Raw genomic sequence first — 23993 nt, 5'->3', positions numbered from 1 at the left:
AGCCTCATGAATGACTGTCCTGCCTTGGGCCGATCTTCAAAGTATTCCGCGACCGCGCCCGAGACGGAGCGTCCGCGCCCTCCTTTGTACTGCGACCAACACGAGGCTTAGAATCAGGTTCTGTTTCGTCGGAACAGTCTCCTATCAGCCCAACTGCGGCGCTTCGTTCAAGGAGCGCCCGGGGAGTCTTTGAGTGAATGCATTTGCCATGCGCGCCTGCCTGATCGGCTGGGTCACCCTTTTTCTCGCCGCACCGTGTTCGGCGCAGTGGCGGGACCATACCATACAGTTGCTCAACGGCCCGGCGAGCCCCATTCCCGTTGGCGCGAAGGTCCAAATCGTTTCCGAGTCGTGGAAGCGAGTGGTGGCGGTGCCCTATATCGTGCACATGCCGGAAAAGCAGCGCCTGCTGATGCTGGTGGGTTGTGACTACCCCCATCACCCCGAGGTGCTTCACAGCGACGATGGGGGAAACACCTGGTCGGCACCGCGACGTGTGGTGGCCGATGGTGCTCCGGTGGGCGGCCTCGGCACCTGCCTGACCTATCTGGGGGAGGGCGAGGTGTTGTTCCTGACCGGCGATCGCCGCTGGGTTAGCCGGGACTATGGCGAGACGTGGACGGCGGGGTCCGTGGTGGCGCCGACGGTGGATGGCAAGCCGTGGTACACCTGGGACCCCCTCTGGGCGGATCGCGATCCCGTTTCGGGCGCGGTGACGCGACTGATCGAAACGGGCTACACATGGCACCGGGCCCCGGAGGTGGCGAAGGATCACCAGCAGGGCTATCTGCGCTTCAGCAATGATCGGGGGGCTACGTGGACGGAGAGCATCAAAGTGCCCGCATGGGAAGAAGTCAGCGAGGTGGCGCTGGTGCGGGCCGCCAACGGCGAACTCGTGGCGGCCTGCCGAACCGACATTCCGCCGTCAAAGGCCGGTGAATGGATCGATCACTTTGAGGGCCTGGGCATTTCCATTTCCCGCGACGATGGCCAGACCTGGAGCGCGGTGGAGAAGCTCTACGACTATGGCCGACACCATCCCTCCCTCGTGCTGTTGCCGGATGGCCGACTCCTGATGACCTACGTGGTCCGCAAGGGCTATGTGGATACGGCGGAGGGTTACCCGCAGTTTGGCATCGAGGCGATCTTGAGCGCGGACAACGGCCGCACCTGGGATCTGGACCATCGCTACATACTCCACGCCTGGCGGGGCAACCGCCTGGGCGAGAACAAGTGGTGGGCAAGTTGCCAGGCCACGTCCACCGTACTACTGCAGGACGGAACGCTACTGACGGCCTTCGGCACAGGCTATCGAAGCGAGCCCGATGCGGCGGGGGCCAATCCGTCGCCGCGCGATGCGGGCCTCCTCCGCTGGACGCTGAGCGATGCGCCACTGGACGATACCCGCGCGGTGCGCGATGCGCCGGTGGATTCCGACGGGCGCAACGTGGTGGACCCCGGCCCCCTGCCGTTGCCGCCGGCCGAATAAGGAATGCTATACTGATTTCGGCGCTTGCGGTAGTGCCGCCATTTAATCCAGTACCGATGCCAGAGAGGAGCGCGTCTCATGAACTGTCCCGTATGCAATCAGGTCGCCCTCGTCATGTCCGAGCGCCAGGGCATCGAGATTGATTACTGTCCCCAGTGCCGCGGCGTGTGGCTGGACCGGGGCGAGCTGGACAAAATTATCGAGCGCTCCCTGAGCCAGAGTCCGGCGATGGAACCCCAGCGCCCGCGCCAGAAAGCCTTTGAACGCCCGCGCGACTACGAGAGCGATTTTGACCACGATTCCGGCGGCTATCATGGGGACTATCGGAAGAAGAAGAAACGGGGCTTCCTGGGGGAGTTATTCGACTTCGATTGAGCGGTCGGACGGGTACGGATTGGTCTCTGGGGGTTCCGTATCGGCCAGATCGATGTCCAGTTGCAGTGATTCTCCCTCCGCAATCTCCACAGGGATACGCCTTTCGGCGCTTCCGTCGAGTAGATGGACAACCACATGAACTTCCCCGGTGCCTGCCGGAATGTCTTCGAGCAGATAGGCCCCTTTTCTCGCCCAGGTGGAAACGCTATACGTGCCCTCGAGCATGGGAAATCTTATTTGGCAGAAAATGGACTGCTCGTCGGGAAGCTCACCATCGAAAAGTAACGTGCCGGAGATCTGGCCTGTCGCTTCGGGCAGTTCAATCGCCATGACCCGCGTTTCGTTGGCGGAGAGCTGCACATCCTGCTCGTAGCCGCCGACTTGCACGCGTAAAACTCCCCCAGGCAAGCCACCGGCGCTGAATCTACCCTGAGCATCGATATTAAAGGACCGTTGCGCAAATTCTTCTTCCACTTTGACAGAGAAAACTCCTCCCGTCAATGGAACACCTGCGCGTGTGACGACACCCGAGATCACGCCACCGCGTCCCAATCGAATATCCTTCCGCGTGACGCCGCTCTTCGTTATGGACAGGGAGAGTTTCGCTTGTTCAAAGTTCGGGTGCATAACGGACACCATGCATCCGCCAGGCGGCATGGACCCGATAAGATAGTACCCATCCGGTCCACTCACGGCTATGGGTTGCACGCCATGCAACATGTCGCTGGGATCCAGAGTCCCCGCGAAAATCTCCGCGCCAATCACGGGTTTCCCGTCCGCCGCGGTCACCAGTCCTTCAACCTGCCCTCCGGGCTTCAGCGTGATGGTCACGTCTTCCAGTTGAATATTGGGCCCAAGTTCGCCGATTTTTTCGCACAGCGTCTCGTAGCCTGGTGCGCGGGCGTATAAGACGACAGCAAAAGTCTCATCGCGATTGAACTCAGCCCGGAAAGTCCCCGCCGGATTGCCTCCCGCGATCCACTTTACATACTGCCCTTTCGCCGTCAATAAGTCCCCGTCTCCTTCCAGCGCCAGGGCAATTTCGAATTCGGGAACAGGCGCACCGGTCTCGGAATCCACCACACGCCCCGTTACGCATCCCATACGTTCGATTACAAGTTCGATGCCCTTGGTGCCAAACGGGAAGGATAGACGTTCCCGACTCGATCGTTTAAGAAATCCAGATCGGTAAAGATCCTGAATCTCGCGACTTTTGCCTGGGAATCCAAGCACCTCGAAGTCTCCCCTCACATCCGTGAATACATTGGCGGAGCTTTCATAGCCCACCCCGACTTCCACACCCGCCACCGGATTGCCGCTTTGATCCGTCACGTTGCCGGCGAGCGCGATGGCACTTTGCTGGGTCGTGGTGATTGTCGGTGAAGCCTCCGGCGCACCGTCTATTTCGTTCTCCAGGACGAGCCCCGATGTCACGCTACCCGCCCTGACCTGTATATCGAGCGCAGGTCCATCCCCGACGCGTATCGCGTAGTTCCCCCCCCGGAGGCCCCCGATTCGGAAGCGTCCGGCGGGGCTGCATGCTGCCCACTTGCCGTAGGTGGGGAGCCCTTCCCCGACTATGAAGATTCGCTGCTCCGAATTGGGTACCGCGCCGCCGCCCTTTTGCACCACGCCTTCCACGACACCTCCCTCCACCAGCGTCACGTGTACCTCCTCTTTCGTACCGGCCACCACCTTCCTAGGCGCCTCCGAAACGAACCCGCCTGACTCAGCCTCTAGAATGACTTCGGTTCCCGATGGAATCCCCTCCAACGTAAATGTGCCGTCCGCTCGCGATACGGCCTGAGCGTTCTTTACTTCGGGCCACCGGGCATAGACATAGGCTATGGCAACACCTTCACCCGACGGGTTGACCACCCGGCCCGAGATTGAATCCGTTGAAGTCGCGTAGAAATCCAACGCATCGATTCGCCCGCCCAGCGTCAGCATCGCGTCACGAGAGCGCCGTGTCTCATATTCATTGCGGTTCGGATTGGCCCACAACGTAAACTCGTATCGGCCTGGGCGTAGCCCGCGAAACTCATAGAAGCCCGACTCATCCGTGCGTGTGCTCCAGTCTCCGAGCCCGAACTGGTCCCGAGAGATGATCTCCAGGCAAGCACCCGCCATCGCCTTGCCCCGACCCACGTCGATCACCCGTCCGCGCACCCGGCCCCCCTCCACGAGCGGCACGTCGACGAAGGCCACCTCGCCCGACGCCGAAACCTCGACAAACAGTCCGTCTGTTGCCGCAACAACACGGCCCTCGCCGTGTTCCGTAACTACCTCGTAGGTACCCTCTCGCAAATGCTTCATGGCAAAGCCACCCGCCTCATCGGAGCGCGTCTGATAAACCTCTGTACGCTGGTTACCGACCAGGACCAGCGGCACATCCGGGACGGGCGCACCATCTTCATCACGGACCGTGCGGCCCGTGAGCCGCCCCCCCTCGCCGAGTACGATACGCAGGTCCTTCGCACCTATGGGCAGCGGATTACTCACATTCGCCGCAAAGCCCGAATGCGATGTGCGCAACGAAAAGCGCTCTCCCGGCAAAGGCCCAAGGATAAACCGCCCTTCATTATCGGTGATCGCGTTATAAACGTCGGCGACATACAAATGTGTCGAATGGCCACTCCCACTGGAGTCGAGATCGTACATTATGGATACGTAGCGGCCATTTGCGATGAACTCCGCCACGCTCACGGTTGCCCCTTCCACGGGCTGCCCTTGCTCATCCACAACCTGTCCCGATGCATATTCGCCGGGTGCAAGCGAGACGACCAGATCCGCATACACGCCACCGAGTGAAAAAAGCTGGCGCCCCGCCCAGTCGCCGCGCTGTGCAATGAGGGTATAGCGGCTGAGCTCGAGGCCGTCAAACACGAACCTGCCGTCTTCGTCTGTTGTTGTTTCAATGCTCCATCGCTGGGTTGCATTCTGAGATCGCAGGTAGGGATTCGGTAAGAGTGTCACCTGCGCATTCGCGGCGACCCGGCCCGACTGATCGAGCACCGTGCCGCGCACGACGGCTGGTCCGTTTGGCGGCGTGGCAGGATTTGCCAACGCAACCTCCTGGAATTCGGTGGGAATGGGTTCCCCAGATGCAATGGGGGCGGTATTCGGGTCTGCGACCGGTTCCGTAACGGGCGTCGAGCTGGCAGGGATTACCGGGGCCGCCGTTTGGCTGGACGGCAATATCACCCCAGATAGTGTGATCAACCCGGCGAGAATCACGAGCCCCCCGATCACGACCGCGTACTTCATCGTCCCCCCCGCGAGACCGATACCTACCGTGGGCGCGGCACTTGGCGTCGCGACGCGCGTCAGCCACGGGGCCTGGCCCAGCGGCACACCCGCGACGACGGCGCGCGCAAGGCCTTCCCGGTGCTTTTCTTCCCTGAGGGCCGGTGCGAGCTCATCGCTCAATTGCTCCGTAAGGATGCGCCTCCCGTACTGAATTCGCTTCTTGAAGGCTTCGGGCGAGGTGCCGAGCATGCGGGCCCCCTCCAGCATCGTGTAGCCTTCAGCATAGTGCAGGAGCATGGCCTCGCGCGTCCTGGGGGGCAGACCAACGATTAATCCACGAATGGTACGATGCAGATCGCCGCGCGCGTGGTTATGCACCTGCTCGGGTGCGGTGTCCATTTCACGTTGAAGTCGCCCCAGCGCCGCGCGGGCACGCTTTTGCGAGCGAAGCCAGTCCAGGCATTGCCGTCGCGCCAGAGTATGAAGCCAGGCCCCGAAAACAGAGACGTCCCTGAGCGAATCAAGATTCAGAAAGCACTTCGTGAAGATTTCCTGCACGACGTCTTCCCGATCCACCGGATTGTCGATGTAGGATGAACACGTCGCCCACACCAGACCGGCGTAAGAGGTCACCAGATGAGAGAAAAGTGCCGTCTCCCCTGCCCGAATTCGCCTGATTAGTTCCGCATCACCCATTAAGATTTCCGCTCCCGTTCAGAACTCGCCTCTATTCTACATCTTGTTCAAGCGCCAAAGCGTTGCGCACGAAGCAATAGACGCCGCAATCGTGGATTTCGGGAGAATCGGACGCCCAGTGGCAATACGGGTGTGAATCTTGTCAATCAGTAACCACCGGTAGAACCGGTGGTATGAGGAAGGCCCCTGAAAGGGGCCGCGGTGGATTGAATGTAAAGTCACGTTGGTTTTGGTCCCGCAGGGACGGCATATCGTAGCCCAGGTCGAAGACCCGCCGTGGTGGGCGCGAGCGAAGCGAGTCCTGGGACAGGGAACGAGAATTGACTAATCCCGCAAGGGGTGACATAGGAGAGACTGCAAACGCGATCCAGGCATTCCTGTGCCGCCCCGCTGGGGCTGAGTGCGTTTTCTTATCCTACCCAGGACTCGCTTCGCTCGCCCCTGGGCTACGATATGCCGCTCCTTCGGAGCTAATACGGCGGAAGTATATACTGTCAACGGCGGTTAGCCTCCCCCATTATCGTCACAAAGATTGACGACCGAACGGCGGAGCCTGATGAATTCTCACCGGCAAAGCCGGCGGATTAGCTTGGATTTAAGCCGTGCATTACTCGCGTGCGTCCCTCTCAGTTCAGGCAATGATACATCCGCAATATGGCTTTCTTGCCTTTTGGGGCCTTTCGTGCGCATGATAGGGGCCTCGGGGAACCATTGGAGAGAACCCCGCCGGGAGGAGAGCTTTTTTCATGACGATACTTGGCACACCTGAGATCCCCGCACGAATTGCCATCGTTGGCAGTGGCCCCGGCGGCTTCTATGCCGCGGAACACCTCCTGAAACCCGAGCACCCCTGCCTCATCGACATGTTCGATCGCCTGCCCACGCCTTTCGGTCTGGTGCGCGGCGGCGTTGCGCCGGATCATGGAAAAATCCGGAATGTAACCAAGGTCTATGAAAAAATCGCGGCCCGGGAAGGCTTCCGCTTTTTCGGCAACGTGCGGGTCGGCCAGGACATTTCAGTGGCGGAGCTGCAACAGCATTACGATGCGGTTCTCTTCGCCTATGGCGCGGAGACGGACCGTTCGCTGGGTATTCCGGGCGAAGACCTGCAAGGCAGCTATACCGCGACGTCGTTCGTAGGGTGGTACAACGGTCATCCCGATTACCGCGACTGCACTTTTGATCTGTCTGGCGAGGTCGCCGTGGTCATTGGCGTGGGCAACGTAGCCATGGACGTCGCGCGTATTCTGGCGAAGTCCGTGGATGAGTTGAAGACGACCGATATTGCGGCCCACGCGCTGGACGCGCTGGCGGAAAGCAAAGTCCGCGAGATCCATCTCGTGGGACGGCGCGGACCGGCGCAGGCGGCTTTCACGCCGATGGAGCTGAAGGAAATGGGCGAACTGGCGCTCTGCCAGCCCGTTGTTTCGCCCGAGAGCCTCGTTTTGAACCCCACCAGCGAGGCGGAGCTCGCGGAAAACAGCGTCCATCGCAATATGGAATTGTTGAACGAGTTCGCCGTCCTGTCCGATCGTGGTGTGGCGCGCCGGATGTATTTTCGCTTCCTGGAGAGCCCCCTGGAAATCACCGGAAACGGTCGGGTCGGGTCCATCGTGCTGGGGAGAAACCGGCTAGAAGGCAACGAACCTTTCAAGCAATGGGCCGAGGGAACGGGCGAATCCTTGACGCTTCCCTGCGATCTCGTCTTCCGGAGCATCGGCTACCGGGGTATCCCCATGCCGGGCGTTCCTTTCGACGAGAAGCGGGGCCTGATTCCCAATGTGGATGGCCGGGTAAAGGGGCCCGAGGGCGTCGTACCGGGGCTCTACGTGGCGGGCTGGATCAAGCGCGGACCGACGGGCATCATCGGCACCAACAAGCCGGACAGCCACGACACGGCGGACCGGATTCTGGAAGATCTGGCGGCGCTACCCCCCTGCCCCGTCCGCGAATCGGAAGCGATTCCCGCGCTGCTGGCGTCGCGAAAGGTTCGCTTTGTCTCGCTGAGTGACTGGCAGCAGATCGACGCGGCCGAGCAAGCCCGGGGCGCCGCAGTCGGCAAGCCCCGGGAACGCTTCACGCGCATCGAAGAAATGCTGGCCGTGCTGGATTGAAGGGACGTACCGCCGCAGGTTCGCTGTCGGAAGCGGCAGGGGCCTGCTGCGTCAACTTCACTGCTATTCGTGCGTGAAAACCCTGAACGCGGCGGCATGTCCCAGTGGATGTTGGAGAGCTACTCGAAACGTTCAAGCGAACGACCCTTACTCCACGGGGACAGGCCCGCGCCTTGAGACACCTGCCGCCTGGTCGCGTCAGACCGGCTTAACCCGAGCGACCGACCTCTTCTGGAGATTCCGTGCGCGGGTCCGTCCCTCACTACATCTGATAAAGCATCACGTAGATCAGCACGCCAGTGACAGACACGTACATCCACACCGGCCAGACCCACTTTACGAGCTTCTTGTGCTTGTCGAACTGGCCTTTGAGGGCGAACCAGACCGCGGCCAGAATAAAGGGCACCATGGCCACCGCAAGCGGAATGTGGGTGATCAGAATAGAGAAATAGACCAGCCGGATGGCCCCTTCCTTCTCGAATTTTGTCATGGCGCCGGCATTGTAGTGGTAGTAGAGGTAGCAGGAAAGAAACACGGCGGAACTGATCAGCGCCGCGCCCATGAGCGCGCGGTGGAGTGCCGCGTTGTGCTTGACCTTGATGGCCCACCAGCCTGCGAAGAGAAACACCGTCGCCAGACCGTTCAGGCTGGCATTAACGGCGGGGAGTTGATCGACAGTCATGAATTATTCCTCCAGCAGGCGCGTGGCGGCCGCAATAAGTTGTTCGAGTTCGACTTCGTCCGTGCCGGTGTAATACCCCCGGATCTGGCCTTGCTTGTCCACCAGGCAGAACTTCGTGCTGTGGATGACCGGATCATCCACGGAACCAATCTTGAATCCCTTCACCGCCAATTCCTGGATCGCTTCGGTCGAGCCGGTCAAGAAATGCCACCGCTTCGGGTCTGCGCCAAACTTTTCGCCGTAGCGCGCCAGCACTTCGGGGGTATCCGTCTCGGGATCGACGCTGACGGATACGAATTCGATTTCGGGATGGAGTTCCAGTTTCTTCGCCACATCCGCCATGCTCCGGGTCATGACCGGGCAGGGGCCCGCGCAGGAGGTGAAGATGAAGTCCGCAATCCAGACCTTGCCCGCCATGCTGGCCTTGTCGAGTGGAGTACCCTTGTCGCTGGTCAGGGAAAAGTCCGGCAGCGTCGAGATAACCGGTAGCTCGTCGGCGCTGGCGGCGGGCGTTGCGACGCCCATGAGAAGGTAGAGCCCCATGAGGCTGGCGTTTAGCAGGACGAAACTTACGAGGCCGATGATGATGAGGACTTTGGTACTCACGGGAACCTCCAGGGGGGCATACCCAACGGGATGCGGTCAGTAGAAATACGCATCGATAACGATAAAAACAAACAACAACACCCAGTAAAGGAGCGAATACAGAAACACGATTTTCGCGTCCTTGATTGTCTTGGAGATGCGCCAACGGATACAAACCGACAAAAAGCCAAGCCCGAGAACCAACGCACCCCAGAAATAGATCACACCGGACATCCGAACAAAGGTCGGCCAGAGGCTCACCGGAACCAGTAGAATTACCGTCACCAGACTGTGGCGAAAGGTACTCTTGCCGTCGGGATCCACCACGGGCAGCATCTTGAATCCGCCCCGGGCGTAGTCGTCCTTGTACATCCAGGCGAGGGCGTAGAAATGGGGATGCTGCCAGAGGAAGAGGATCAGGAATAGAATCCAGGCACCGGGGTCGATGTGGCCCGAGGCGGCGGTCCAGCCGATCATAGGGGGCATGGCGCCGGGTATGGCGCCGATGGGGGTGTTCCACCACGAATACCGCTTCAGTGGCGTATATACCAACACATACATCACTGCTGTAAGAAATACGAGACTCGCGGTGAGACCGTTTACTCCCCAGGCAAGGATGCCCGTTCCGGCCAGAATCAGCATGATGCCAAAGACGAGGGCCGGTGGTGGCGCAATGGTTCCCGCAGGCAGGGGACGATTGCGGGTGCGGTGCATGAGCGCGTCTACTTCGCGCTCCACATAGTGGTTGAGCACAAACGCGCCCGCCGACCCGAGGGCGGTCCCGATGAGGGTCATGAGCAGGAGCCACCAGCGGGTGACGCCTTCGCCCCCCAGCGCGAACCCGATGACGGTGGTAACCAGCACCAGGCGAACGATCCCCGGCTTGGTCAGCTCGACGTAGGATTTGAACAGAGATTTCCCCATCGTGCCGGGGCCCGCCTTACGACAGTGCCGTGTTGAGACGAGGACTGGCCGACTGGGTCTCGGCTTTGACCGGCTGGGACGTCAGGGGCCAGGCGCGCAGGGCCAGCATGGCGCTCAACCCCAGGATGCCCGCGCCTGTAACTACGTGTATGCTGGTCACATAGGGGTGCTTGATGGTCCAGATGGTGAAGGCCCCAAGGGTAATCTGGAGGGCAACCGCGCCGCAGAGCCAGAGGCTGCTGCGCCAAAGAGCGGGGTGGGTCGCGCGCCGTTTATGGGCCATGGCGGCCAGCACGACAATCGCGATCGTGACCACGATGGCGCCGCCGCGATGGGCGAGATGAATGAGCACCTGCCCTTTGGTCACGTCGGGCAGTTCCGCGCCCAGGCTGTCGGTGTTTTCGAAGCGCCAGTGGTTAATATCCGCCAGAGCCGCATCGTCCACGCGGGGGATGATGGAGCCGGCCGTGGTCGGGAAATCATAGACAGCGAGGCCGGATTCCGTGTGGCGCATTAAAGCCCCCAGGAAAAGCTGGCCATAGACCAGGGCTATGAGTACCAGGGCGCCGTACTTGAGGAGTGTCGCGGTTTCGTTGCCACCCGAAGCGATGACATCCAGGCGCCGGGCACGCTCGCGCGACAGACCATACCAGATGATGAGGGTAATGAGGAAAAAGGTCTGGGCGAGAATCGCGTGAGAGCTGGAGACGAGCACGGGGAGGTGGTACCACACCGTCATGCCACCCAGCAGGGCCTGAAGCAGGACGGCCAGCACGGCCCCGAAACCAAGCGCGACGAGCCAGACCCGGCTCTCTTTGAGATAGAGGCTGATCGCCAGCGCGACCGTGGCCAGAGCGACGACACCGGCGAATAGACGGTGAAAATGCTCGTGAAAGATGCCGCCGGTCCACTTGGAAATGCCGAAGGTGACGGGGTTTTCGCCGTAGGTCAGGGGCCAATCGGGAACGGAAAGGCCGGCTTCATGGCTCTTTACCTGGCCGCCAAAGAAGATCAGGGCCAGCGTGGAGATGCAGAGCACAAAGGCAAAACGGCGGAGCCAGGCGGGGGCGGGGGTCGATTCCGTTATATCGGTGTTTGACATGTTGCGCACACTTTCCGTAGAACGGGGCAAAAAACTATGGCCCCGGAGGATTCCCCAGGGTCGGGCAGGTGATGGGGGTGCGGCGCTGAATTCGGGTCGAGGGCAGCCTTGCGCACGCCCTTCATCATAGCGCGAAAGGCAGGGTTCATGCAAAGATTGGGACTGGTTCGCACGTCGCGCGCGCCTTCCGGGACACGGGGGAATGCCTGCGGGCAAATCGTTACCAGCCCCCTCGCCGACCCATTTCCTTCGTGAAAACCGGGGTGTGTTCGTGGTTTACTCTTCCCCTCAGTTGTTTCACGAAGGGTTACCGGAGATACGAGTCATGATCGGCACGAGAATTCTGCCCGCGCTCCTTGCGGCGCTTTTGCTCACCTGTGTGTCCAACCCGGCCCATGGGGAACCACGAGGCACGCAGGTGATTCTGATTGTCATGGATGGGCTCCGACCGGACTACGTGAATCCACGGCTGATGCCCAATTTGCACGCGCTGAGCCGGGAGGGCGTGGTTTTCGAGAAGCATCACGCGGCCTTCCCCACGGTCACCCGGGTCAACGCTTCCACCATCGCAACCGGCACTTACCCGGACCGCCATGGGATTGTGGACAACAGCGTGTACTTTCCCGGTGTGGAGCCGGACAAGACCCTTTCGACGGGAAGCAAGGGCGACCTGGAGAAGATCAACACCCACACGGGGGGCAACCTGCTCACGGCGGAGTCACTGGGCGAAGTGCTGGCGCGCCAAGGCAAAAAGACGGGAGTCTTCAGTTCCGGTTCCTCCGGTTCGGCCTATCTGCTCAACCACAAAGTTCCGAACGGCCTGGTGATCAACAATGGCTTCATACTTCCCGAATCACTGTCGGCCAGCCTGTTGCCGCGCATGGGCGAAACGCCGCCAGACGCCTCGCCCAACAGGGAACGAAATGCGCGTATCGTGCGCACCTTCCTCGACTATGGGCTCAACGAGCTGAACGCGGACCTGTCCATCCTCTGGATCAGCGACCCGGACCACACGGGCCATGAATACGGCATGTCTACCCCCGAGACCACCCAGGCACTTCGCCTGGCCGATGATGAAATCGGAAAAATAGCGGTGGAACTGAAGCGGACGGGACGGATGGCGACGACCAACCTCCTCATCACCTCCGATCACGGATTCTCCACCCACACGCTGAAGAGCGATCCGGCCGACGTTATTCGCGCCTTCGAAGCGGCGCAGGGCCTTCCCGAAAACAGTATCATTCTCACCGGAAGCTGCATCTATCTGAAAGATATCGCCAAAGCTTCCCTCCCGGCGCTGGTCGCCACCTTGCAAGCCACGCCGTGGGTTGGACCAATCTTCACCCGCGCCAAGGTCCCCGGCTCCACGGTGGGAAGCGTCGAGGGAACGCTGGCGCTCGACGTGGTACGCGAAATGCACCCGGAGCGCGCTCCGGATATCGTTTTCTCTCCCGTGTGGTCCGATGAAATGGGCGCGACCGGATTTGCCGGCACGGTAGCCAACGTCGAGGTCGCGGGCCACGGCAGCGCGAGTCCTTGGGATGTACACAATACGCTGATCGCGCTGGGTCCCGATTTCGCCGTCCGTCGCCTCTCCGGCATTCCGTCTCATGCGGTGGATCTGGCCCCGACGATCTGCCACCTCCTCGGGGTGCGGCCTGCGAATACGATGGAAGGTCGTGTCTTATTCGAAGGTCTGGCGGAGGATGACCCCAATCCGCCGTCGGAAATCACCACCCGCACGATTCGCACGGAGCACGTCCTGGACGGCGGCCTGCGCTATCAGATGGAAGTGGCCTTGAGCGAGTATCGCGGGCTCACCTATTTCGACCAGGCGAAGGGCTGGCGTGAGTAACGGACGCATTTCGGGATCACCGCGTTCAGGGGCCATGTTCCACCGGCGCAACCATGTTGATTTGCCAATCGGCAACGCTGAATGACGCGGGAATGGCTCCGGCGGGGTCGCCATCGACCTGCAGGTAGGCGGGGACTTCGCCCTCGGCGGGTTCCAGGTGGATTTCGCGCCCCTGGTGATAGGCGATCCAGGGTTTTTCCACAAAGGACGGACGCCAGACATTGACCAGGAGCCAGAGCAGCCTCGGAATGGCGAGATCGCTCAGGGCGCAGACGTCCAGAAGCCCGTCGGCGGTGTCGGCCCTCGGTGTGGCGGGGAAGATTCCGGCGGAATAGCGGCAGTTGCCCACGATTACGTAGCTCGCAGCCGAAGCGATCACCTCGCCGTCGACCGTGACCCGAACTCGGGGCCAGGAATACGACAGGACGACGCGGATCGCCGGAAGAGCCCACTTGAGCAGGCTGGATTTCCGTCCACGACTTTCCTGCACGGCTTTGGTCACCGCCGCATCCAGGCCCGCGCCCGCGCCGAGCAAGAATCGACGCGTGCCATGCAGCCCGATGTCCATGGCGCGAATGCCGCCCGCCGCGATGGCCTCCGCCACAAAGCCCGGATCCGGCCGCATCCCCAGCGCGCGTGCAACCACATTGGCGGTGCCCACGGGGCAAATCGCGATTGAAGCCGCGCACCGGTCCGGGAGGCCGTTAAGGACTTCGTTCAGGGTGCCATCACCGCCTACAACGGTGATAAGCGCGGCGTCGCACCGCCCGGCCTCGACACGGGCATCGCCGGCCTGGGACGTTTCGAAAAGGGAGACGTCAAAACCTCTTCGCTCAAGGTCGGTTGCGAGCGACCGGGCAACGACCCGTCCCCGGCCGCCGCCCGCGACGGGATTGGCAATGACATGAATTTGTGTCAAGAAAGCCCTTTCAATTCAGCCGCCACCGGGCCATAGGGCTCCTTCCCTGCCGCAGTGATCGGCCACGCCGGCGGTTGAGTCAGCAGTTCTGTGGCCTGGTCCGCCGGAAGCGGTTTTGAAAAGAAGTACCCCTGGCCCGACTCGCACCGGAGCGCTTGGAGGGCCTCCGCCTGGGTCGCGTTTTCGATACCCTCCGCGATGGTGGACATGGAGAGGGCCTGGGCCAGCAGCAGCACGGTCTTGACGATCTGTTCGCTCTCCCGGCTTGACGACATTTCGCGGATGAAGGCCTGATCCACTTTGAGCGTATGCATGGGAAACCGGTGCAGATAGCTGAGGGAGGAGTAGCCCGTCCCGAAATCGTCGATGGCGAGTTGAATCCCCATGTCGCGCAGTTGCCGCAGGGTGCGCGTCACGAACTCCACGCTTTCCATTAGCGCACTTTCCGTGATCTCCAGCTTCAAGTATCCGGGTTGCACTTCGGTCTCCGTCAGGATATCCGCGATGGCGGCGATGAGGTTGGGTTTGGAGAATTCCTTCACGGAGAGATTCACACTGACCATCAGTTCGGACTCGCCCGAAACCGTGGTCTGCCAGATGCGCAACTGCCGACAGGCGGTACGCAGGACGAATTCGCCGATGGCGACGATCATGCCGGTCTCTTCGGCCACGGGGACAAATTCGATGGGTGAGATCATGCCGCGTTCCGGGTGCTCCCAGCGTATGAGGGCCTCGAAGGCGACAATGCGCCCCGTGTTCAGCGATACAATGGGCTGGTAATGAACGCGAAACTCTTCCCGTTCAATCGCGCGCCGGAGATCATTCTCCAATTGCAGCCGCTCGATGGCCTTGGAGTGCATGTCGGCGTCGAAAATCTCAAAACAGGCCTTGCCACGGGCCTTGGCGCGATACATGGCCGTGTCGGCGTTCCGGATGAGTTCCTCCGGGTTGGTGTAGCCCGGCCCGCTCATGGCTATCCCGATACTTGCGCTGGTGAACACTTCGTGCTGGTCGATCTGGAAGGGCTGCTCCAGCATGCGTTCGATACGGCCCGCGACCAGCGTGGCATCCCCCACGCCGGAGATATTGTCGAGGAGAAGAACGAATTCGTCGCCGCCGAAGCGCGCCAGGGTACCGGTGTGGCGGCAGACCGTGTCCACCGCCCGCAGGATATGCTGCAATTTCTCCGCGAACATGTTGAGCAGGGCGTCGCCCACGACGTGCCCCAGACCGTCGTTCAAGACCTTGAAGCGGTCCAGATCGAGAAACATAACGGCAAAACGGTATTCCTTCTGTCGCTCGCTCAACCGGATCGCCTGATTGAGGCGGTCCAGAAAGAGGGCGCGGTTGGGCAGGCTCGTGAGCGAGTCGTGGAGCGCCTGATGGCGCAACTGCTCTTCGAAAACCTTGCGCAGGGTGATGTCGGTCTGGGAGCCCGCCATGCGGGTGGGGACGCCGCTGCTGTCCTGCACGGCCAGGCCCCGGCAGAGGACCCAGATGTAGTTGTTGCTCTTGTGCCGAATGCGGTGCTCGGACTCGAAGTGGGCCGTCGTCAACTGGGTGTGGGCGTTCAGCGCCGCCTGCACGTTCTCCCTGTCATCCGGATGGATACGGCCCAACCACTCTTCCGGCGTGTCCCCGATTTCATCCTCGCCGTAACCGAGCATGCTTTTCCAGCGGGTCGAGTAATGCATTTCATCGGCGAGGAGGTTCCAGTCCCAGAGACCATCGTTTGCGCCCCGCACCGCCAGGGCGTAGCGTTCTTCGCTTTCGCGAAGCCGCTCCTTGATCTCGATCTGTCGCCTCCGATCATTCTCCAGGGCCTCAACCATCCGGTTGAATTCCGACGCGAGCGTACCGAGCTCATCGCTTCGGTCCAGCTTCAGGCGGGCCGACAGATCGTTGGACCCGCCGATCGAAGTCGTGTGGTCGGTCAGCAGGGAAAGGCTGTCCATCACGGTGCGGCGGAACAAAATAATGAGCAAGACCAGCGCGGCGAGACCGATGCCCACCTGGGCGAGGAGGCCGATCTGCATGGTGGAGCGCGCACGAGCCAGGAGACTGCGATGGATCTCCGAACGCAGCAGAAACAGGGGCTGGCCCGAAATACTCGCATAGGACGAGTAGACCCGAAACTCTTCCTCGCCCGCCTCCCGTACCTGCACGTCGTTGCCCGCCAGCAACTCCTGTACGACACCGCGCTCTTCCGGGGTGAGCGCCGGGTCGTTCAAGGCCCAAACCTGAAATTCGATGGCCGCCTGCTGGTGCATCTGTGCGAGAAGGGCCGGATCGAGAAGACGAAGCACCAGCAGCATCCCCGGGGCGCCCCCCCCGCTCGGTACAACCGGGGCCACGGCGGCCAGGGCGGGGCCTTCGCTGGTCAGCAGCGCACCCGCCACGGCCTCTCCATGCTTCGCCGCCTCCAGCAGGTAGGCCTGCTCCGGTTTCACGCCCGACGCAAACTCGGCAAACTTACGCGATCCGCCTGTGGGATCCGGGGCGGTGTAGCCCCAGTTCCGCTCGCCCCCCCCCGGCTTGAACCAGAACGCGGCGGAAACACCGGCGGCCACCAGGTCTTCCTCGGGAACAACCGCCGAAGAATCCCCCGCGGCAATACGCCGTGAAATCAGTCTGGACCACTCGGCGGCGCGCCGCTTCACGATGCCGGCCTGGCGTTCAAGCGCCTCCGAGGAGCGCTCCATATCTTTCTGCGCCGTCTTGCGCTCGACGGGCTCCAGTCCAGGTATGATAACGAACCGCTGGATCCCATAGGTCAACCCGATCACCAATCCGAAGACGATGAAGAGCACCAACTCCACCTTGACCCTCAACGACATACCGCCAGCCTTTCCTTCCCCAAGCCCGAGCGGACTACAAGTTCCCAACACCTTCAGGCACGCCGGTTTCAGGCCGGACCGCGCCTTGTTATGGCACCATGGTACCGATTACGCTCGCGGCGATCTACTGAATTCGTCTCCCGGCGCGAACGCCCCCGATCCGGTCGACCCGCCCGACGACGGCGGGGGACCATTGTTCATTCCGGGGCCGGAATAGGGTAGTATATCGCAATCAGTGAACCTCCCCTATCGGTACCCATTGCCATGAATCTGCTCGGAAAATTTACCCTGGCGCTCCTTGCCTGCGGCCTGGTCCCGCTGCTGCTGGGCACCCTCTTCACCCACACGATCACCAAGCGCGCTTTGGAAGACACCGGCGAGCAGGCGCGGGTGGCACTCGAGCAGAAGGCGAAGGATCACATCTCCGCCGTGGTCAGCGCCCAGGGGGACCACCTGAATACTTTCGTCCAGGGCCTGTCAAACGAGGCGCGCCTCCTCAGCCAGTTCTATCACCTCCAGGCAATGCTCGACAGCGAGGTCTTTTTCCGCGCCGCGCCCCCCGAAGCATTTCCTCCAGACGAACTCGCCCGGATGCGCGAGGAGCTCCGCGCATGGTATTCCACCAGACTCGAAAAGATGCCCCCAGCCGGCGAGGCGGGCCCTCCATCGTCGGCGGAGTATGTGTCGGCACTCTCGCCCTCGGGCGTGGCCCTGCAACATGCATACCTGCTACATCCGACGCCCACCGCCGCTGTGGACGCGCCGCCACCGACGCCCCAGCCGGCGGACTCGCCTTATGCAAAGATGCACGATTCGATTCACCCTTTCTGGGTGAGCACCCTGGCGCGCCTGGGCTATGAGGACGTCATTCTGGTTGACGGCGTGCGGGGCGAGGTCGTCTACTCCGTCAAAAAGGACCTGGACTTCGGCGCGTCCATGGTCCAGGGTCCGCTGGCCGAAAGTCACGCGGCCCGGGCCTTTCGCTCGGCCTGGGCGGGGGAACCGGGCAAGGTAATCTTCGAAGATGCCGCGCCCTACCTGCCCGCGAACAACGAGGACGTCTGCTTCATCGCGACACCGATCTTTTCGCGCGGCGAGAAGAAGGGCGTGGTCCTCTTCGAGTTCAGCATCGAACGCTTCAATGACATTCTGGGCGCCATGACGGCCCTGGGCGATTCCGGCGCGGTCTATCTGGTGGGACCCGACTACGAACCGCGCGGCGGAGCGGCCAAGGTGTTCGCACGCCGGTCGGAAATTCAGGAGAACGGCAGCGATCCCGACGCGCCGCGACTCGACATTGAGCCGGCGCGGATTGTCTTTCACCTCGGCCAGACGGGTTGCGACGTCTACCGCGACGCAGCGGGACACGAGGCCCTGATCGCCTTCCGACCGATCCAGATCCTGGGCGTCACGTGGGCGTTGATAGCGCAGGTGGACACGGTGGAGGCCTTCAAGACGGTGAAGGAGATGGAGAAGACATCGCGGGAATTCGTGAGCCGCATGCTGTACCTCAGTGACGCGATCGTGCTCGTGGCCATTCTGGTGCTGTGTTTCGTGGCCGACTACCTGGCGAAGCCGATCGTGCGGCCCATCCGCTCCACGGTGGCCATTCTCAAGGGCATGGTTCAAGGCGAAGACGCCCTCAATCAGCGACTGGTGGTGAGCGGAAAAGACGAAGTGGCCGAACTGTCGAGTTCGTTCAACCGCTTCATGGACAAGATCCAGGTGCTCTACGGTTCGCTGGAAAAGGAAGTATCGGAGCGCAAGCGCGCCCAGGAGGAGGTGGAGCGCAGCCAGCAATACTACAAGGCCCTGATCGAGTTTGCGCCGGACGTGATCGTCGTGCTGGATGCGGACTTTACGGCGCGCTTCGTGAGCCCTTCTTTCGAGCGCACATTCGGCTATACCGCCGAGGAAGTCCTCGGAAAGACCCTCTTCGACAAGATCCATCCCGACGACGTGCTTCAGATCAAGCGCGCGGCGGAACGGGCCCTGCTGAATCCCGGCGCGCCCACCCGGTCGGAGTATCGGCTCCGGCACAAGGAGGGGCATTGGATCTACATCGCTTCCGTGGGCACGAACCGCCTGGACGATGCAAGCATCGCGGGCACGGTGATCAACCTGCGCGATATCAGCGACAGCAAAGAGGCGGATCGCATCCTGCGCGAGTACAGTGCGACGCTGGAGCGGGATGTGGCGGAGCGGACCATGTTGCTGGAGCAGAATCGCGACGAGCTGGCCGGCGCCCTGGAGGAGCTGCGAAACACCCAGGCCCAACTGGTGATGAACGAGAAAATGGCCTCTCTGGGTTCCCTCACCGCGGGCATCGCCCACGAAATCAAGAACCCGTTGAACTTCGTGACGAATTTCGCGGAACTCACGGTGGAACTGGCGGGCGAGCTGGAGGAGGAGCTGGGCGCCGTGGGTGCCGCGCTCTCCCCGGAAGCGCGGGAAACCCTGGCCGATCTCCTTTCCGACATCCAGCAGAACACCCGGAAGATCCAGGAGCACGGCAAGCGCGCGGACAACATCGTGAAGACGATGCTGCTCCATTCCCGAGGCAAGAAGGATGAAAAACGCCGCACGCAGATTAATGAACTACTGGAAGAATACGTGCAGCTCTCCTACCACGGGATGCGGGCGCAGGATTCCACTTTCAACATCGAACTGGACCTACACCTCGATCCCAGGCTGCCGGAACTCGATGTGGTGTCGCAGGATCTGGCCCGCGTATTCCTGAACATCCTGAACAACGGCTGCTACGCGGCCCACGAGCGCAAGAAGCGGGACGGCGCGGGCTTCCACCCGAAATTGACTGTTTCCACGGGTCTGGAATCTGATAGAGTGATCATCCGCATCCGGGACAACGGGTATGGCATTCCGGATGGGATCGTGGACAAGGTTTTTACCCCGTTTTTCACCACCAAGCCCGCGGGCGTCGGTACGGGCCTGGGTCTTTCCATCAGCTACGACATCGTGGTGCAGGAACACCAGGGCGAGCTCTCCGTACAATCGAATCCTGGTGAATACACGGAATTCATCATCGCCCTTCCGGCGGGCGCCGCCAACACCCACAAGGTTGAAACTTGATGTTGATCATGGTCGTGGACGACGAGCCCGATATCCAGATGCTCTTTGAGCAGCGTTTCCGGAAGGAAATCCGGAGCGGTGAGCTCCAGTTTCGCTTTGCCTTCTCGGGCAGCGAGGCCCTGGAAGTGCTGAACAGCAGCGCGGGTACCGACCTGGTGCTTATCCTTTCCGATATAAACATGCCGGGGATGAGCGGCCTGGAGCTGCTGCGGGAAATCAAGGGGCACCGCCCGGGCATACCCGTATTCATGATTACGGCCTACGACGACCAGGAGAAGTACCGCGAAGCGATGGACTGCGGCGCCAACGACTACCTGGCCAAACCGCTGGATTTCGGCGAGCTGAAGGAGAAAATCCTTTCGGTGAGGAAGACATCGTGAACGCGATATTGACACCGCCGGTGCGCCTGCTGGTCGTGGACGACGAGCCGGACCTGGAATCGCTGATCCGGCAAAAGTTTCGCAAGAAAATCCGCGAGGGCAATTACAACATCACCTTCGCGGGGAATGGACAACAGGCCCTGGAAGTGCTCGATCAGGACGACGGCATCGACGTAATCCTGACGGATATCAACATGCCGGTGATGGACGGGCTCACCCTGCTTGCGCGCCTGGCGGAGCGGGACGGCCTGTACAAATCGGTGGTCATTTCCGCCTACGGCGATCTGGACAATATCCGCACGGCGATGAACCGGGGGGCCTTTGATTTCATCACCAAGCCAATCGACTTTGCGGATCTCGAGATCACCATCGAGAAGACGATCTCCGAAGTCCACAAGCTGAAGCAGGGCCTGGAGGCAACCCGCAATTTGATCGCCGTTCAGCACGAACTGCAGGTGGCCTCGCGCATACAGGAGTCCATCCTGCCCAAGACCTTTCCACCCTTCCCCGATCGGCACGACATCGAAGTGTTTGCCACCATGACCCCGGCGCGACAGGTGGGCGGCGACTTCTACGACTTCTTTTTCATTGGCGAGGACCGCCTCGCGTTCGTGATAGGGGACGTCTCGGGCAAGGGCGTTCCGGCCGCGCTGTTCATGGCGGTTTGCCGCACCCTGATCAAGGCGACGGCCCTGCACAACGATTGCCCCGACACCTGCCTGAACTATGTAAACCGGTTGCTCTGCGGGGACAACGCCTCGGATCTCTTCGTGACGGTGTTCTACGGGGTGCTTGACACGAAGACGGGCGAGGTCACCTACAGCAATGCGGGGCATAATCCGCCTTACTGGGTGCGGAGAAACGGCACGCCGCCGTCTCCCCTCCAGAATCAGGGCGGAATCGTGCTCGGGGTGATGCCGGAGGCGACCTACGTGAAGACTACGATCACCCTGGCCCCGGGGGAATGCCTCTTTCTCTACACCGACGGGGTAACGGAGGCCATGGACAAGGACAGGCACCTCTTCTGCGACACGCGTCTGGAGGAGCATCTTGCCCAGTCCTGCGCGCTGCCCCTGGACGAAATGGCCCTCGGACTGGCGCGGGGCATCGAGGCTTTCACCGTGAACTATCCACAGCACGATGACATCACCATGCTGGCGGTGCGCTACAAGGGTTAAGGATCCCCTCAACTCGGGAAGGGCAACTGCCCCGGCGCGCAGGGGCGCAATCCGCTCACCATAATGCCGGGACGCCCCACGCTCTGTCCGGCAAGCTGGGCATTGGCCGGATCGCGAAATCCACAGCGGACCAGCCGCCGCATGCGATCGGTCTGGTTGATGTGGCTGCCGTGGACCGTAAAAATATTGAAAACTACGATATCGCCCCGCTTTGCCGGAACCGGAATGGTATCCTCCAGGCGATACGCATCGGTGGGCAGGTGGGGCGTGCACTCGCCTTCGGGCGTCTGGGTAATGTGGGGCAGGCGTCCGGCCTTGTGGCTGCCGGCGGTGAAGCGGATTTCCCCGTTTTCGTGGCACGTATCGTCCAAGTGTACGAGCACGTCGATATAACGGTCATCGGTATGGGGATAGAAGGCGTCGTCCTGGTGGAGCGGGAAGGGATGGCCCGTCTCCGGCGGCTTGAGGTGGAGGGTGGTGTGGTGCAGCTCCACATTGGGCCCGAGAAGATCCGCCAGCGCCCCCACCAATCTCGGGTTGTGCATCGCGCGGCTCCAGGCGTCGGAATAGAAGTGAAGGTCGTGAAGATGGGTCAGTTTCGACTTTTTCTCCGTGGCCTCGTCCATGTAGGCCTTGCGCCAGGGACCCGTCCAGCCGATATCGGTCTGGGCCCATTCCTTCAACAGAATGGCGAGGTGACCTTCGAGTGCGTCCATCTCCTCCGGCGAGAACACCGCCGGGATATGGAGATAGCCCGCTTCCCGATAGAAATCGCACTGTGCCTGATTGAGCATTTTCCCGCTCCGGGCCCGAGGGTCCTGGGGGCGGAAAATGGCCTGGTGCACATAATTCCAGCCCCTCCGGGCCGATGTGTTATAGTATCAGGCCGCATCGCTGGATTCCCAGCGAACGACACCCTGCATGCCCCTGTCAATCGCCGTCAACGGAAAGGACCTGTCATGGCCGAGGCCGTCCCTCAAAACTATAGTAACCACGTGGTTTTTCCCACCAAATTTGTAATCGTTACCGTCCTGTTTCTCGCGTCCGCCATCATGGCGACCGTGGGCCTTCTGATGCCCAATTCCACGGCGGGACACTGCCTTGTGGGCACCGCCCTGCTCCTCAATTCCTTCTCCGCGATTTTCGGACTGCTGCTCATGCGCAACTACGCCGTAACGCTGCAGGACCGCATTATCCGCACGGAAATGCGGCTGCGTCTGGCCGAAGTGCTCCCCGATGAACTGAAGGGCCCGGCGAAGAAGCTGACCGTGAAACAACTGGTCGGGCTTCGCTTTGCCTCCGATGAAGAACTGCCCGATCTGGCGCGCAAAGTGCTCGACGAAAACATTGCCAAGGCCGACGCCATCAAGAAGCTGGTGAACAACTGGCAGGCCGACCACCACCGCGTCTGAAAGAAAGATTTACATGCCCCAAGCCCGCAGAAAACCCAAGGCGTTTACCGGACGCGGCCAGGCGTCTCGCCCGCTGGTCTTCACCACCAAGTGGAACAACATGGTGGAATTTGTGGACCATCGCGGCAAGCCGTTCCGCCGCTTCTACCAACTTGAAACCCTCGCGAGCGCGGTGGACAAGCTGGTGCGCGATCGCGACCGCCTGATCCAGCCCGCCATAGAGAAAGTGCTCGGTCCGGGCGCGGCAAACAGCCTGATTTTCGCACTGACCGCGGAGGACGAGTTCCGCCTGATCTTCACGGTTAAAGTCACGACGGCCGCGAAGCGCAAGACGCAGCTTTCGCTGGTGGTGGCAAAAAACCCGGAGGAAGGCAGCCGACGCGTGGCCCAGGAATACAAGCACCTGCGCCTGCTCCACGAACGACTGAAGGAGGAGATGACGGAACCGCTGCGCGCGGGGATTCTGTTCCTGCCGGACCGCTATCGCCGGGAGGAGCATCACCGGGAGTTGGAGGCCTATGTGACGGCGTTGCCCGTGGGCTACGAGCCCCTGGGCATCCACCGCAATCTCCAGTACACCGCGGGCACGACCCCGCCCCACACCTTCTCCAAGAAGGAAACCGAAGGCCTGAAGCAGAAGATGTGCACCTTGGCCCTCAAAGCCTTCAACCCCGTCACGCGCAACGGGCTCGATACGGGACAGTTGGACGCATCGACCTTCCAGGTCAACCGCACCGGAAAGTCGCTCCCCAAGCTGAAGCTCTTTAACTGCGTCCACATGCAGACACGGCTCACCTCCACACGCGTCATCTCTTTTCTCCTGACCGACACATGGACGTGTCGCGGCATCGAATGCGCCGTAGCCCCCGAAAGCCCAAGCATGTTCTTCGAGGCCGTCGTGAATGCCGTCGGACCGGAAACCGCCAGGCAATGGCTGAAACAATATTGCCATCAGGCCAAAGCCGGAAAGGTAAAAGGGACCTCGCCGGACTATATCGAGGCCCTCGCCGGCCTGGCCGGGTAGGCTGAAGGCTGAAGGCTGAAGGCTGAAGGCTGAAGGCTGGAGGCTGGAGGCTGGAGGCTGGAGGCTGGAGGCTGGAGGCTGA

The 23993-nt window shown here is 61.4% G+C and carries 17 protein-coding genes; 9 read left to right on the top strand and 8 right to left on the bottom strand.

What is annotated here, in order from left to right; translation table 11 throughout:
• Positions 1–193 precede the first annotated feature (193 nt).
• Together JNK74_25340 and JNK74_25335 are read left to right on the top strand one after the other, a co-directional pair.
• Positions 194–1489 carry an exo-alpha-sialidase gene (locus JNK74_25340; GenBank protein MBL7649515.1) on the top strand — a complete coding sequence of 432 codons (1296 nt, stop codon included), beginning with the start codon at positions 194–196 and terminating at the stop codon, positions 1487–1489.
• 78 nt (positions 1490–1567) lie between these two features.
• A complete protein-coding gene (locus JNK74_25335) occupies positions 1568–1864 on the top strand; it encodes a zf-TFIIB domain-containing protein (protein MBL7649514.1) in 297 nt (98 codons plus the stop codon).
• On the opposite strand, the gene JNK74_25330 is transcribed toward JNK74_25335, so the two are convergent.
• A complete protein-coding gene (locus JNK74_25330; protein ID MBL7649513.1) occupies positions 1847–5809 on the bottom strand; it encodes a sigma-70 family RNA polymerase sigma factor in 3963 nt (1320 codons plus the stop codon). The two genes, JNK74_25335 and JNK74_25330, sit on opposite strands and share 18 nt — an antisense overlap.
• 746 nt (positions 5810–6555) lie before the next feature.
• Here JNK74_25330 and JNK74_25325 point away from each other — a divergent pair.
• Positions 6556–7923 (top strand): FAD-dependent oxidoreductase, encoded by a 1368-nt coding sequence (locus tag JNK74_25325; GenBank protein ID MBL7649512.1) that lies wholly within the window; start codon positions 6556–6558, stop codon positions 7921–7923.
• Positions 7924–8185: 262 nt separating this feature from the next.
• Here JNK74_25325 and JNK74_25320 read toward each other — a convergent pair whose 3' ends face one another.
• From JNK74_25320 to JNK74_25305, 4 genes are read right to left on the bottom strand one after another with little or no spacing between them, the layout of a single operon-like run.
• Positions 8186–8605: a DUF420 domain-containing protein gene (locus tag JNK74_25320; GenBank protein MBL7649511.1), complete on the bottom strand. Its 420-nt coding sequence runs from the start codon at positions 8603–8605 to the stop codon at positions 8186–8188.
• A 3-nt stretch (positions 8606–8608) separates the two neighbouring features.
• A complete protein-coding gene (locus JNK74_25315; GenBank protein ID MBL7649510.1) occupies positions 8609–9211 on the bottom strand; it encodes an SCO family protein in 603 nt (200 codons plus the stop codon).
• Positions 9212–9247: 36 nt separating this feature from the next.
• Complete coding sequence (gene cyoE / locus JNK74_25310) at positions 9248–10114, bottom strand: protoheme IX farnesyltransferase (GenBank protein MBL7649509.1); 867 nt, start codon at positions 10112–10114, stop codon at positions 9248–9250.
• A 16-nt stretch (positions 10115–10130) separates the two neighbouring features.
• Positions 10131–11216 (bottom strand): COX15/CtaA family protein, encoded by a 1086-nt coding sequence (locus JNK74_25305; protein MBL7649508.1) that lies wholly within the window; start codon positions 11214–11216, stop codon positions 10131–10133.
• A 325-nt stretch (positions 11217–11541) separates the two neighbouring features.
• Between JNK74_25305 and JNK74_25300 the strand changes: the two genes are divergently transcribed.
• Positions 11542–13071 (top strand): alkaline phosphatase family protein, encoded by a 1530-nt coding sequence (locus tag JNK74_25300; GenBank protein MBL7649507.1) that lies wholly within the window; start codon positions 11542–11544, stop codon positions 13069–13071.
• Between the two features lie 25 nt (positions 13072–13096).
• Here JNK74_25300 and JNK74_25295 read toward each other — a convergent pair whose 3' ends face one another.
• Positions 13097–13990 (bottom strand): diacylglycerol kinase family lipid kinase, encoded by an 894-nt coding sequence (locus JNK74_25295; GenBank protein ID MBL7649506.1) that lies wholly within the window; start codon positions 13988–13990, stop codon positions 13097–13099.
• The gene (locus JNK74_25290) at positions 13987–16827 is read right to left on the bottom strand and encodes an EAL domain-containing protein (GenBank protein MBL7649505.1); all 2841 of its coding nucleotides are present in this window, start codon (positions 16825–16827) and stop codon (positions 13987–13989) included. The genes JNK74_25295 and JNK74_25290 overlap by 4 nt, the downstream gene beginning before the upstream one ends.
• Before the next feature lie 264 nt (positions 16828–17091).
• Here JNK74_25290 and JNK74_25285 point away from each other — a divergent pair, with 264 nt between their 5' ends.
• Genes JNK74_25285 through JNK74_25275 form a run of 3 tightly spaced genes read left to right on the top strand, consistent with a single transcriptional unit; the run spans position 17092 to position 21475 of the window.
• Entirely contained in the window at positions 17092–19917 is a 2826-nt protein-coding gene (locus JNK74_25285) for a PAS domain S-box protein (protein ID MBL7649504.1), read from the top strand.
• Positions 19917–20297, top strand: coding sequence for a response regulator (locus JNK74_25280; GenBank protein ID MBL7649503.1), 381 nt, complete (start codon positions 19917–19919; stop codon positions 20295–20297). The genes JNK74_25285 and JNK74_25280 overlap by 1 nt, the downstream gene beginning before the upstream one ends.
• The gene (locus JNK74_25275) at positions 20291–21475 is read left to right on the top strand and encodes a SpoIIE family protein phosphatase (GenBank protein MBL7649502.1); all 1185 of its coding nucleotides are present in this window, start codon (positions 20291–20293) and stop codon (positions 21473–21475) included. Before JNK74_25280 ends, JNK74_25275 begins: the two co-directional genes overlap by 7 nt.
• Positions 21476–21483: 8 nt before the next feature.
• Here JNK74_25275 and JNK74_25270 read toward each other — a convergent pair whose 3' ends face one another.
• The gene (locus tag JNK74_25270) at positions 21484–22269 is read right to left on the bottom strand and encodes a phytanoyl-CoA dioxygenase family protein (protein ID MBL7649501.1); all 786 of its coding nucleotides are present in this window, start codon (positions 22267–22269) and stop codon (positions 21484–21486) included.
• Positions 22270–22434: 165 nt separating this feature from the next.
• Here JNK74_25270 and JNK74_25265 point away from each other — a divergent pair, with 165 nt between their 5' ends.
• On the top strand, positions 22435–22887 hold the full coding sequence (locus JNK74_25265) for a hypothetical protein (GenBank protein MBL7649500.1): 453 nt from the start codon (positions 22435–22437) through the stop codon (positions 22885–22887).
• A gap of 13 nt (positions 22888–22900) precedes the next feature.
• Positions 22901–23911, top strand: a complete 1011-nt coding sequence (locus JNK74_25260) for a hypothetical protein (GenBank protein MBL7649499.1) — start codon at positions 22901–22903, stop codon at positions 23909–23911.
• Positions 23912–23993 lie beyond the last annotated feature (82 nt).

Source organism: Candidatus Hydrogenedentota bacterium (assembly GCA_016791475.1).
In the GTDB taxonomy this organism is placed as follows: domain Bacteria; phylum Hydrogenedentota; class Hydrogenedentia; order Hydrogenedentales; family JAEUWI01; genus JAEUWI01.
This window is presented reverse-complemented; position numbering and strand designations above follow the sequence as displayed.

Bases quoted from the DNA above. Each gene is read 5' to 3' on its own strand.
- JNK74_25280 (MBL7649503.1), top strand. From the start codon at position 19,917: ATGTTGATCATGGTCGTGGACGACGAGCCCGATATCCAGATGCTCTTT.
- JNK74_25260 (MBL7649499.1), top strand. From the start codon at position 22,901: ATGCCCCAAGCCCGCAGAAAACCCAAGGCGTTTACCGGACGCGGCCAG.
- JNK74_25290 (MBL7649505.1), bottom strand. From the start codon at position 16,827: ATGTCGTTGAGGGTCAAGGTGGAGTTGGTGCTCTTCATCGTCTTCGGA.
- JNK74_25305 (MBL7649508.1), bottom strand. From the start codon at position 11,216: ATGTCAAACACCGATATAACGGAATCGACCCCCGCCCCCGCCTGGCTC.
- JNK74_25265 (MBL7649500.1), top strand. From the start codon at position 22,435: ATGGCCGAGGCCGTCCCTCAAAACTATAGTAACCACGTGGTTTTTCCC.
- JNK74_25320 (MBL7649511.1), bottom strand. From the start codon at position 8,605: ATGACTGTCGATCAACTCCCCGCCGTTAATGCCAGCCTGAACGGTCTG.
- JNK74_25300 (MBL7649507.1), top strand. From the start codon at position 11,542: ATGATCGGCACGAGAATTCTGCCCGCGCTCCTTGCGGCGCTTTTGCTC.
- JNK74_25325 (MBL7649512.1), top strand. From the start codon at position 6,556: ATGACGATACTTGGCACACCTGAGATCCCCGCACGAATTGCCATCGTT.
- JNK74_25335 (MBL7649514.1), top strand. From the start codon at position 1,568: ATGAACTGTCCCGTATGCAATCAGGTCGCCCTCGTCATGTCCGAGCGC.
- JNK74_25270 (MBL7649501.1), bottom strand. From the start codon at position 22,269: ATGCTCAATCAGGCACAGTGCGATTTCTATCGGGAAGCGGGCTATCTC.
- JNK74_25285 (MBL7649504.1), top strand. From the start codon at position 17,092: ATGAATCTGCTCGGAAAATTTACCCTGGCGCTCCTTGCCTGCGGCCTG.
- JNK74_25330 (MBL7649513.1), bottom strand. From the start codon at position 5,809: ATGGGTGATGCGGAACTAATCAGGCGAATTCGGGCAGGGGAGACGGCA.
- cyoE (MBL7649509.1), bottom strand. From the start codon at position 10,114: ATGGGGAAATCTCTGTTCAAATCCTACGTCGAGCTGACCAAGCCGGGG.